At 59.0% G+C, this 11,502-nt stretch carries 10 protein-coding genes; 2 read left to right on the top strand and 8 right to left on the bottom strand.

Annotation, left to right across the window (positions count from 1 at the left end):
* From dnaE to lspA, 7 genes are all read right to left on the bottom strand, one after another.
* On the bottom strand, positions 1-2,527 hold a 2,527-nt coding region (gene dnaE, locus Q0X21_RS06640; RefSeq protein WP_297851060.1), incomplete at its 3' end, for a DNA polymerase III subunit alpha.
* Positions 2,528-2,536: 9 nt separating this feature from the next.
* A complete protein-coding gene (locus Q0X21_RS06635; RefSeq protein ID WP_297851059.1) occupies positions 2,537-3,829 on the bottom strand; it encodes an ABC transporter permease in 1,293 nt (430 codons plus the stop codon).
* A 3-nt stretch (positions 3,830-3,832) separates the two neighbouring features.
* Positions 3,833-4,582, bottom strand: a complete 750-nt coding sequence (locus Q0X21_RS06630; RefSeq protein WP_297851058.1) for an ABC transporter ATP-binding protein — start codon at positions 4,580-4,582, stop codon at positions 3,833-3,835.
* Between the two features lie 18 nt (positions 4,583-4,600).
* Complete coding sequence (locus Q0X21_RS06625; RefSeq protein ID WP_297851057.1) at positions 4,601-6,079, bottom strand: efflux RND transporter periplasmic adaptor subunit; 1,479 nt, start codon at positions 6,077-6,079, stop codon at positions 4,601-4,603.
* Positions 6,080-6,212: 133 nt separating this feature from the next.
* On the bottom strand, positions 6,213-6,764 hold the full coding sequence (locus Q0X21_RS06620; protein ID WP_297851056.1) for a hypothetical protein: 552 nt from the start codon (positions 6,762-6,764) through the stop codon (positions 6,213-6,215).
* Positions 6,761-7,675 (bottom strand): RluA family pseudouridine synthase, encoded by a 915-nt coding sequence (locus Q0X21_RS06615; protein WP_297851055.1) that lies wholly within the window; start codon positions 7,673-7,675, stop codon positions 6,761-6,763. The genes Q0X21_RS06620 and Q0X21_RS06615 overlap by 4 nt, the downstream gene beginning before the upstream one ends.
* Positions 7,672-8,202 (bottom strand): signal peptidase II, encoded by a 531-nt coding sequence (lspA, locus tag Q0X21_RS06610; protein ID WP_297851054.1) that lies wholly within the window; start codon positions 8,200-8,202, stop codon positions 7,672-7,674. The genes Q0X21_RS06615 and lspA overlap by 4 nt, the downstream gene beginning before the upstream one ends.
* A gap of 95 nt (positions 8,203-8,297) precedes the next feature.
* Between lspA and Q0X21_RS06605 the strand changes: the two genes are divergently transcribed.
* Both Q0X21_RS06605 and Q0X21_RS06600 read left to right on the top strand, forming a co-directional pair.
* On the top strand, positions 8,298-9,128 hold the full coding sequence (locus Q0X21_RS06605; protein WP_297851053.1) for a hypothetical protein: 831 nt from the start codon (positions 8,298-8,300) through the stop codon (positions 9,126-9,128).
* 5 nt (positions 9,129-9,133) lie between these two features.
* Positions 9,134-10,804, top strand: a complete 1,671-nt coding sequence (locus Q0X21_RS06600; protein WP_297851052.1) for an ABC-F family ATP-binding cassette domain-containing protein — start codon at positions 9,134-9,136, stop codon at positions 10,802-10,804.
* Positions 10,805-10,862: 58 nt separating this feature from the next.
* On the opposite strand, the gene Q0X21_RS06595 is transcribed toward Q0X21_RS06600, so the two are convergent.
* A complete protein-coding gene (locus Q0X21_RS06595) occupies positions 10,863-11,492 on the bottom strand; it encodes a hypothetical protein (protein WP_297851051.1) in 630 nt (209 codons plus the stop codon).
* Between the last annotated feature and the right edge of the window lie 10 nt (positions 11,493-11,502).

The following is an 11,502-nucleotide window of genomic DNA, read 5'->3' as shown; positions in this document are numbered from 1 at the left end:
TGTCCGGCGGCAGAACAGAGATGCCCAAGTGGCGGCAGTCAGCGAGATAGATCGCAGACTTGTCTTTCTTGTCACCAACAGAGGTCAAGAGCGCTGCCATGTACTCCGAGGCATAATTCGCCTTCAGATACGCGGTCCAGTACGACACCAGTGCGTAACCCGCTGCGTGAGACTTGTTGAACGCGTAGGACGCGAATGGCTCAATCGTTCCCCACAGTGCGTCGACAGCAGACTGGGTATAGCCGTTGTCGAACATGCCTTGGGAGAATTTCTCGTACTGCTGGGCAAGCACTTCTGGCTTCTTCTTACCCATTGCCTTACGGAAACCATCTGCCTCACCAGCCGTGTAGTTGGCTACCTTCTGCGAGATCCTCATGATCTGCTCCTGGTAGACGATGAGGCCATACGTCTCATCCAGGATTTCCCGCAATGGTTCTTCCAGCTCAGGGTGGATCGGGGTGATCGGTTTGCGGCCGTTTTTACGGTCGGCATAGTCCCAGTGGGCATTCACGCCCATCGGGCCCGGACGGTACAGAGCCAAGGACGCAACAATATCGTTGAAGCCCGTCGGCTTCATACGCTTGAGCAGCTCCTGCATACCGCCTGAGTCGAGCTGGAACACGCCCAAAGTGTCACCACGCGACAGCAACTCGTACACATTGGGGTCATCCGTATCGAGCGATTCGAGGTCCAGAGTCTCCCCGCGGTTCTTCTGGATATTCTCAATCGCATCACCGATCACGGTCAGGTTGCGCAGACCGAGGAAGTCCATCTTCAACAGACCAATGGCCTCACACGCCGGGTAATCCCAACCAGTGATGAGTGCACCGTCGGCTGGGCGCTTCCACATCGGAATGTGCTCCATCAGCGGCACGGACGCCATAATCACGGCACAAGCGTGAACACCAGCCTGACGCACGACGCCTTCCAGGCCACGCGCAGTCTCATAGATCTTCGCCACATCAGGATCGGTCTCGATCATGGCGCGGACCTCAGTGGCTTCCGAGTAGCGCTCGTGCTCCGGGTCGGTAATACCGGCGAGCGGAATATCCTTCGCCATGATCGCCGGCGGCAGCGCGGCGTTGATCCGGTCCGCCATCTGGAAGCCTGGCTGGCCGAAGTTCACCTTGGCGGCGTCCTTAATGGCCTGCTTCGTTTTCACGGTGCCGAAGGTGATCACCTGGGCGATCTTGTCTTCGCCCCAGTTCTCAGCAGCGTAGGTGAGCATTTCACCGCGACGACGATCGTCGAAGTCAATATCGATATCCGGTGCAGACGGACGCTCCGGGTTCAAGAACCTCTCAAAGAGAAGTCCATGCTCAATCGGATCAATATTCGTGATCGTCAGGGCGTAGGCAACGAGTGCACCTGCAGCGGAACCACGACCGGGACCAACGCGAATGCCCACGGAACGTGCGTGCTTGATCAGTTCAGCGACGATGAGGAAGTAGGACGGGTAGCCCTTCATGTCGATAACGCTGATCTCATAATCCGCACGTTTCAGGTACTCCTCGGGCACCTCCTTGCCTTCAAAGCGCTCCTCGAGTCCACGGTGGACCTCTTTGCGCAGCCATGTCGTCGGGGTCTCCCCCTCTGGCACGGTGGCCACCGGCATGCGGTCGTGCGGATGTTCTTCCCATAGCTCGCTGTAATCGCCGACGCGCTCTGCAATCCACAAGGTGTTATCGCAGCCATCCGGCACCATGTCGTCCCACGTCGAGCGCATCTGCTCAGCAGACTTGATGTAAAAGTCCGTGCCGTCGAATTTGAAGCGGTCCGGGTCCAGCAGTGTCTTACCGGTCTGGACACACAGCATTGCCTCGTGCGCTGGGGCTTGGGATTCCAGCACGTAGTGGCAGTCATTGGTCACCAGCGGTGGGAGGTCTAAAGCTTGCCCGATACGCAGCAGATCATCACGCACACGACGCTCAATGTGCAGGCCGTGATCCATCAGCTCAAGGAAATAATTGTCCTTGCCGTAGATGTCCTGCCACATCGCAGCAGCCTCGAGGGCCTGGTCGTATTGGCCCAAACGCAGACGGGTCTGCACATCGCCTGACGGACAACCAGTCGTCGCGATGATTCCGTCAGCGTGCTCGGCGACGAGCTCCGCGTCCATGCGCGGCCATTTGCCTAGCTGGCCCTCATAGGAAGCCAGTGAGGAAAGCTTGAACAGGTTGCGTAGGCCCGTTGCATTTTCCGCCAGCATGGTCTGGTGCAGGTACGCACCGGAGGCCGAGACATCGTCACCCTTTTGATCCGGGGTGCCCCAGAGAACACGCTTCTTGTTGAAGCGGGACTCCGGCGCCATGTATGCCTCGATGCCGATGATCGGCTTCACGCCTGAATCCACCATGCGGCGGTAGAAGGCATTAGAGCCGAACATATTGCCGTGGTCCGTCATGCCCACGGCGGGCATGCCCTGACGAACCACTTCCTCGGCCAACAGATCCACCTTGGCCATGCCATCGAGCATGGAGAACTCGGTGTGGTTATGCAGATGAACGAACGAGGAGTTTTTGGCCATGCGGACAGCTTACTCGTAGCGCAAAGCGTCGATCGGCTGCATCTTGGCGGCCCTGTTCGCAGGGTATGCGCCGAAGAAAACGCCGATTGCCATGGAGAACAACAGCGAAGCAAGCACGGCACTGATCGGTGGCCATGCCATCGGCCCGTAGCCCTCACCAGAGAACATTCCGATGAAACCGCTGGCGATGGAACCGAGTAGACCGCCAAGCACCACACCAATAATGCCGCCGAGGAGACAGACGATGACTGCCTCAACAATGAACTGCGTGCGGATATCGCGGCGGGTCGCGCCGAGTGCCTTGCGCACACCGATTTCGCGGGTGCGTTCAGTCACGGTAATCAGCATGACGTTCATGACACCGATGCCACCAACGAGCAGTGAAATACCTGCGATCGAGGCGATCACGGCACTGATCGCGCTGAAGATTTTGGTGAAGGACGCCAGCTCCGCCTGCATGTCAATGACCTCAGCCTGGGCGGTGTCGCTGTTGGAGTACCACCGGTCGACGTACTTTTGCAGTTCGTCGCGGAACTCCGCCGGATCTTCGTCACCTTTGGCCTGCACGTTGAACATCTCGGTGCTCGTGATCGGATCATAGATTCGGTCGATGGAGCTCAGCGGCACGAAGGCTTGCCCGGAAGCAGATTGCTGGCCGAAATTGCTGGCGTCCTGCTTTTCCGCCTCAGCAACACCAACGATGGTGTACACACCAGTCGATTCCACGCTCAGGTCGATACGCTGGCCAAGGGCGGCGGCACCATCGCCATTAAAGAAGGCGTCGACAAGCCCTTGCGAAACGACCGTGACCGGGCGTTGACTGTCGATGTCCTGCTGCTCGATCGCGCGCCCGTAGGCGATCTCCACGTTGCGCACTTTCATAGAGTCAGCCATGACAGGATTCACGTCAATGGTGGCGTCCTTGTCCTTGAATTTGGCGTCGCCGCCGAGGCTGTTCTGGATGTCCACGCCGACGATGCGGTCACCGAAATAGTCCCTAAGCTCGTCCAACTGCTCGAGCGTGACTTTGTCTGCTTCGTCGGTGGCAGGCGGATTGAAGCCAACCGACTCTTCTTCGCCGTCAGCATTTTCGTCAGGTTTCTCGGTGATGAACACAGCCTGTTGTGAGGCACCAATATCCTCAAGGCCACTGGTCACGCTATTTTGCAGGCCACGGCCGAGGGTCATAATGATCACCACGGCCATGATGCCGATGATGATGCCCAGAAGAGTCAGGATCGAACGCATCTTGTTCGTCCGCAGACTGCCCAGGGCAAGGTTGACTGATTCACGGAATTCCATGGTCTACGCTCCCCCTCCAGTGCGGACATCAATGATGCGGCCATCCTTCATTTCCACGATCCGGCCGGTCTCTTGTGCCAAGTCCGGGTTGTGGGTGATGAACACGATCGCTTTGCCGTAATCCTGGTTGAGCTGGTGGAACAGGTCCATGACCATGCGTCCGGTCTCGGAGTCCAGGGCGCCCGTCGGTTCGTCGGCAAGCAGCAAATCCGGGTCGTTGGCTAGGCTGCGCGCAATAGCCACGCGCTGCTTCTGGCCACCGGAAAGCTCATTCGGTGCGTGGTTGAGGCGATCGCCCATGCCAACCAATTCGAGCAATTCCGCGGCGCGCTCTTCGCGCTCACGCTTGCCCACGCCGGCGTACATCATTGGCATTGCCACGTTCTGCAATGCATCGATACGGCCGACAAGGTTGAAGTTCTGGAAAATAAACCCGATATTGTCGCTGCGATAGGCAGCGAGCTCATTATCAACCTTCTGGAAAACGTCCTGGCCGTTGAATGCGTATCCGCCATGTGTCGGCTTGTCCAACATGCCGATCAAGTTCATCAGTGTGGACTTGCCGCAACCGGACGGGCCGACAATCGACACAAATTCACCATGGTTGGTGTCGAAGTCGATGCCGTGCAAAACGGTCAGCTCGGTGTCTTTGCCTTGGTTGTAAGTCTTGACGATCCCGCGCATGAAGATGAGTTTGTCGGGGTCGATCTTGACCTTGGCGGGCTGTTCGTCGCCGTTAATAGCTGTGCTCATAGGGTCAGTTACCCTCCCCTACTTATCCGCTTTTTCAGATTTATCGGACTCGTCAGACTTGCCGTTTTCGTCCTTCTTACCGGACGGGTTGAAGTTCTCATCGGTGATGGTGAGCGTCTCGCCGATACGGCCACGGAAGTCCTCTGGCCATGCGATGATCACATCGCCTTCCTTCAACTCACCGCTGGTGACGGAGATGTCTGTGTCGTTCTTCACACCAGTTTTGACAGTACGTTCCTCAATCGTGCCCTCGGTTGCGTCCTTGTTCTCGCGGTTGAGCACGAGCACCTTGTTTTCGTCGTAGACGGCATCGCGCGGGATGCTCAAGTGGTCACGGTCTTCTTCCGTGATGATCTCCACGCGCGCGGAGCCGCCGAGGCGAAGCCCCTTGGTATCGCCCTGGACCTCGATCTCAACCGGGAAGCTAATGCCGGTGTCCTTCTTGTTATTTTCTCCGCCACCCTGCATGGCGCGGGCAGCAGCGGCAGCTCCCATTGCGTCCTCGGCACCGTCTGCCATCGGGGCGATGCGGCGAACCTTGCCCTCAAATTCACGGTCGCCAGTGATCGGGGTGGTGAAGGTGACGCGGTTACCTTCCTTCACGTTGGCCACATCGGTCTCACGCACGCTCGTCTTGATCAGGTAGCGGGAGGTGTCCGAAATGGTCATCAAAGCGCCACCTGCCGGGGCACCTTCCTCAGCTTCGATCTTGGTCACAACACCGTTGATCGGTGCAGTGACTTCGCGCTCCTGCATCTGGTACTCCAGCATGCTGGTATCAGCGCCCTGCGCCATTGCTTCTTGCTGCGCCATTGCCTGCTGCTGAGCCATAGCTTCTTGCTGCGCCATTGCTTCCTGCTGAGCTGCGGCTGCATCGGCCGGCATGCCTGCGCCACCAGCCATCTGTGCCTGCTGCTCGATTGCGCTCTGGACTTCAGCCTGACCCATTGCACGGCCCTGCTCGTGCGCTTCGTTCAGAGCCTTTTCAATCTCCTCGCGGGACGGTCCCTGCTTCGCCGGCGGTGCCGGTTTAGCGGATCCTGGGAACAGGGAACGAATGCCCTGCTCGATCGACTTGCCCGCATCCAGCACCATCTGCTTCGGGTCACCGGCCGCCTGCATCTCAACCGGCTCACCATTGCCCTGGCTGACCAGCTGCTCGTTTGCCTGGCGCTGGGCGTCTATTTCACGCTCAATGGAAGACGTATCCATCGTGACAAGAAGCTGGCCTTGCTTGACCCGGTCGCCGACCTGGACGTGGATCTTCTCCACCGGCACCTGCAACGAAGTGGAGATGCTTGCCTGACGGATCGGGGCAACATTACCGTCGGTGACGATGCTGTTGAGCACTTCTTCTTTGGCTACAACGTCGTATTGACCTGCGCCGAGAGAGCTTTCATCGTTCTCGTTGTCGCCGCCGCCGAATCCACACGCCGTCGCAAAAATCAGGGTTGAAGCAACGGCAAGTGAAACTCCAGTTTTGCGGATCGCAGACACGTTTTAACTCCTCGTTGTGGGGCTGAAAATAGCTCTCAACACAATACACGCTCACATGATCGACCGATAGAGGATTTACTGGAAACATCCGTTTTCGCTTATTAGAAAAGACGGTTTTCCGTGTGAGTCCGGCTCACTCGTCACCATGTGCAGCCCCGGCGTCCACTGGGCGAATGCCGAAGGCTCCCCATACGGCATCCGCTGGAAGAACCTCCACCGTCGCAATATCGTCGCGCTCCGCTAATCGACGAAACGTCTCCCCTTCATCCCGTGCCACCACAGAGCTAATGGGGCGGTCGCGAACGGCCATTTCGAAGATCTGGCTGCGGTCGTGTCCTTGCTGTGGCTCCCCGACCACGATCGGCGCGGCATCCGGTGGCACCACAGCGTTGATGCGTGCAAGTGATTCGAGTGCAGACGATGCCTGCTCCGGTGGCAGTGCAGATGTGAATGTCACTAACCCATAGACCTGCTCATCAGCAGGTGCAGTGGCTAATGAGTCCTGGGCACGGACTGCATAATCCGCAAAAGCCTCGCCAGAATCCTGCCCCAATTGATCACCAGTGGGCAGTGCCTCAAAGCGGGTGCGATCCCCCAGCATGCTGATCAGCCCAACCAGGAGAATGCTGATGGTTATCACGCCAGCACCGAGCAGGGCTCGCTGCGTGAGGCCGCGCTGTTTCACCCGCGCAACACGTCCAAAGCGTGCTGCAGATCCGCGGGATAATTGGAGGAAACCTCCATCCACTTATTTGTTCCCGGGTGGGTGAAACCGAGCTTGGTCGCATGCAACCACTGGCGGGTCAAAGACAGCCGTTTGGTCAGCTTCGGGTCCGAACCGTACATCGGGTCGCCCACGCACGGGTGCCCAATGCTGGACATGTGCACGCGGATCTGGTGGGTGCGGCCGGTCTCAAGGTGAACCTCGAGCAAGCTTGCTTCACGGAAAGCCTCAACCACTTCGTAGTGGGTGACGGATTGGCGGCCATCATTCGTCACCGCGAATTTCCAGCCCGCCGAAGGGTGTCGGCCTATCGGTGCATCGATCGTGCCCACGATGGGATCTGGCAGCCCTTGCACGATCGCGTTATAAGTCTTTTCCACCGTGCGCTCTTTGAATGCGCGTTTAAGCGCCGAATAGCCGCGAACCGAATTGGCCACCACCATCACTCCGGAGGTGCCCACATCGAGGCGCTGCACGATGCCTTTGCGCTCCGGTGGGCCAGCATCCGGCAACTGGAAGCCCATGGCCACCAGACCACCAACAACAGTTGGACCTTCCCAACCAAGTGTTGGGTGAGCAGCCACGCCGACGGGTTTGTCCACGACGATGACGTCCTCATCGTCATAGAGCACTTCCATGCCATCGACGGGCTCTTCCTTTGGCAAAGGCACCGTTTTGGGTTCCGGCAGCGTCACCTCAAGGGTCTGACCTGGGGTGAGGCGGGCGGATTTGGGGACAACGGTGCCGTCGATAAGCACTTCAAGCTCAGCAGCGACGGATCTGGACACGCCGAAGACTTTGGCCACTGCTGCGTCGACACGCATGCCATCGAGGCCTTCTGGAACCGTGATTGACCTGTATCCGCTCGTCATTTTTCGTCCTTGGCAAAAAACAGCGAGAGGATGAACGTGGCGACCCCGATGTTGATGGCTACATCCGCGAGATTGAAAATGGCGAAATTGCCGATCGAGATGTAGTCCACCACGTGCCCAAACCAGAAGCCCGGCGGGCGGAACAACCTGTCAATGAGATTGCCCAGTGCACCGCCAGCGATCAGGGCCAGACCGATTGCTTCCCATTTATTGAAGATCTTGGGTGCGAAGATCAACGTGCCCACCACGAAGCCGAGCTGAATAGCGGTGATCAGCCACGTCAGGTTCTGCCCCATGGAAAATGCGGCACCGGAATTGAACAGCAATAGCCAGCGGAACCAATCGCCGATCACTGCGACGGGCTCGCCGGGCGTCAGGTTTGTCACCATGATCTGTTTGATCACCTGGTCTACTACCCCGACGAGGACCAAGGTGACCACGATCAGTTTGATGAACGGTCCACGACGCTTCCCTTCAGACGCAGGCGCAGACGTGGCTGCGGTGGGCTTGTCGGACCCGTTTGTCATAGTGCTGCTCATCGTCGCCTTACTGTAGTCGTTTTCTTCTGCGGTAGGTTCAAAGTGTGAGCATTAGGTTTCTCCCAGCAATTGCAATCGGCACCGTGGCCGCTCTGACGACCACCTTGTCGGCGTGCTCGTCGACCGATTCTGATCCGTTCGCAGATGTACCTGCGTTCACGGTGGATCCGGGCAGTGTGAAGCTGCTCGAGGCCGGTGAGGGTGATAAGACCGTGCTGGCCTATGACACAGCCGGAGTTGAGCAGACCACGGCAGTCGAGGTTGCCACCGGCGTGCACCAAGGCGCGGTCGCCGCGAACAAGGTCGAGTCAGCTGCACCTGAGGCTTCCGATACAGAAGCGCAGACCCTACAGCTTGAGGTCACCGGCGCTGAAGAGCAGACCGACATCGTGGCCGATGGCTTTAAGATGCGCTGGTACGCAGAACCAACGGGTCAGATCAGCGAGATCAAGCTGCTCCCGCCCGAAGACAGCACCGACGAAGAGCGCGAACCACTCGAGCGCGCCATGTTGCAAATTCTGTCCACGATGCCGGTCTTCCCACGTGAGGAGGTCGGTGAGGGCGCGAAGTGGACAGCTACAGCCCGCACCACCGGCCAAACTTCGATGCGCCGCACGACCACCTACACGGTCACCAAGATCGATGGCCCGGTGGTCACGCTCGCACTCGACATTGCGGAAAAGCCAACGGAAACAGAGCTCGATCTGGGCGCAAACGCTGGTGAGACGAGCAGCGAAAAGCTCACGGCTGAGGAAACGCACACGTCGTCTCAGGCGGAGATCACGGTCGATCTGACCAAGCCGATCCCCGTCGCTGGCCAGAATTCCGCCACAACGCGGGTGATTTATGCCGGCCCGAACCAAGATTTCAAGGTGGTCCAGGACGTGACCACCACGACACGATACGGAAAATAAGCATCATGCCTGCCCCGCTTCATATTGGACTCGATGGAATCTCATTTACCTACCCCGATGGGCACCGCGTGCTCACTGATATCTCGTTCGCGGTTCCATCTGGTTCCGTCACGGGCCTAATCGGTGAGAACGGCGCGGGCAAGTCAACACTGTTGGGCGTCATTTCCGGTGACCTTGAGCCGACTGCCGGCACGCTGGTCACCCCGCCAGTCACTGGCTTCATCGCCCAGGAAACGTCGTTGCCGTTCACAGAGCCAGCACGTTCGCTTATCGACGCCGCCGTGGATGAACTCCGCGGCGTTGAGCGCGCAATCGCGGATCTTTCTGGCCAGATGACGGGAGATCCGGACAACACCCGTCTTGCTGATGAATTCGATCTCGCACTGGCGCGTGCGGAGAATTCCGGAGTGTGGGAGCTCGATGCCCGTATCGCGACTGTGCTTGCTGGTCTGGGCCTTGCCAATGTGGATCTGTCCACCCCGCTGGGGGAAATGTCCGGTGGGCAGCGTCGCCGTTTCGCACTGGCCACTCTCCTGCTGCGACCGGTGGATGCGATGGTTTTGGATGAGCCGACGAACCACCTCGACGATGAGGCAGTGGACTTCCTTGTCGGCGAACTCGAAGCATTCCGTGGCCCGGTGCTGGCTGCCTCCCACGACCGTTATTTCTTGGATGCTGTCTGCGATGGCCTCGTCGACTTGGATCCCGGCTTGGGCCCGGAAGGCGGAATGGGTGAGGAAACTCGCCAGGGCGCACGCTTCACGGGTTCTTTCAGTGATTATCTGAAAGCGCGTGAGCGCCGCCGCCAGCGCTGGGAATCTGATTATGCCGCTCAAGAGCACGAGCGTGAACGCCTGGAAAAGGCTGCTGAGCAATCAGCGCAAGACATCTTCCATTCAGATGTGCCGAAGACGGAAGTGCGAAAGGCTGCGAAATACTATGCCGACCGCGCCGCGAAAACCGTGGGAAACCGCCGCCGATCAGCAGAGAACCGACTCGAGGCTCTTGAGCGCAATGAGATTCCCGCGCCCCCAAAGCCGCTGCGCTTCATGGGCATCCCGGAGCACACCGCGACAGCTCTCGGTGTACCGGCACTCATTACTAAAGACCTCGCTGTCCCCGATCGCCTTGCGCCCCTGAACCTCAAGGTGCAGCCCGGTGAACAGCTGCTGGTGGAAGGCCCGAATGGTTCCGGCAAATCGACGCTGTTGAAGATCATCGACGGTGAGCTGACTGATTACACCGGCGAGATCATCATGCCGGAAGAGATGACTGTTGCCCGTCTGGAACAGGATGATTCGTGGACGGACCTCTCGGTCACCGGCGCAGATATTGTTCCAGAGATCGTGGAGATGGGCCTGATGACCCCGGCGCAAGCAGCGATGCCGCTTGAGGATCTCTCCCTTGGCCAGCGCCGCCGTGTATCACTGGGCAAGATCTTGTCGTCCCCGCCAGATCTGCTGCTTCTCGACGAGCCCACCAACCACCTCTCCCTCGCCCTTGCTGAGGAACTCGAAGCAGCATTGGTAGATTTCCCCGGCACCGTGATCATCACCAGCCACGACCGCTGGGTACGTCGTCGCTGGCGCCAACGCCGGGCGCAAAAAGACGGACGCGCCACCCTTCTTACCCTGTCCACGCTGTGGACGGAAGAAGTGTGGCGCGAGGAAGACTAGGACTTAAAAGCCCTCAGTCTTTTAAAGCCCATGACTCTCCGCGGAGTCGAAGAGAGCTTTAGAGAGCCGGTGCCGGGGCACCCTGCTCAGCCGGTGCACCCTGCTCAGCCGGTGCCGGTGCGCCAGCCTCGCCCTCAGCTGGTGCTGCGGCATCGCCTTCGGTCTGGCCCTTGCACATCTCCGGAACCTGCTCCGGGGTCACCGTGTTGGTGATCAGGGTGCACGCCCAGGACTGGGACAGCTTCCAGGTGTTCTCCTCGTAAACGAAGGAGACATTCTCCGCAACAGACGGCCCCTGATCCGGCTGGGTGAAGTTCACTGCAGCAAGGACCTCAGTCGGGCTGAAGCCCGGCAGGATCGGCTCGACAACCTGGAAATTAGCGCCGGACTCTTCCTTCGCCTGCGTCATCACGTCGAAAAGCTCCTGCGCATTCTCGCCGCCCTGAACGGACTTGACGCGCTCTTCCATCGGCAGCTGCGAATTCGTTGCGCGTGCCAGGACTTCGTTGAGCTCATCAGCAGTGGGCATCTCAGCGGCCGGTGCTGCCTGCTCAGAGGCAGCACCAGAGCCATTTGCCGAGTTTGATTCGGTCTCTTCTTCGTTGTTCGAGCATGCCGCCAGGGTCACTGCGGCGCTGAACGCGGCCGCGATTGCGGCGATTTTCCGTGCATTGGTCGGTGCGTTCACAATTCTCTCC

The sequence above is a fragment of the uncultured Corynebacterium sp. genome (assembly GCF_947253065.1).
In the GTDB taxonomy this organism is placed as follows: domain Bacteria; phylum Actinomycetota; class Actinomycetes; order Mycobacteriales; family Mycobacteriaceae; genus Corynebacterium.
The sequence above is the reverse complement of the archived record's forward strand: the minus strand, read 5'-3'. Positions and strand labels throughout refer to the sequence as shown.

Excerpts from the sequence above, each read along its gene's own strand:
- lspA (WP_297851054.1), bottom strand. The coding sequence starts at position 8,202 with ATGACAAACGGGTCCGACAAGCCCACCGCAGCCACGTCTGCGCCTGCG.
- Q0X21_RS06630 (WP_297851058.1), bottom strand. The coding sequence starts at position 4,582 with ATGAGCACAGCTATTAACGGCGACGAACAGCCCGCCAAGGTCAAGATC.
- Q0X21_RS06600 (WP_297851052.1), top strand. The coding sequence starts at position 9,134 with ATGCCTGCCCCGCTTCATATTGGACTCGATGGAATCTCATTTACCTAC.
- Q0X21_RS06615 (WP_297851055.1), bottom strand. The coding sequence starts at position 7,675 with ATGACGAGCGGATACAGGTCAATCACGGTTCCAGAAGGCCTCGATGGC.
- Q0X21_RS06635 (WP_297851059.1), bottom strand. The coding sequence starts at position 3,829 with ATGGAATTCCGTGAATCAGTCAACCTTGCCCTGGGCAGTCTGCGGACG.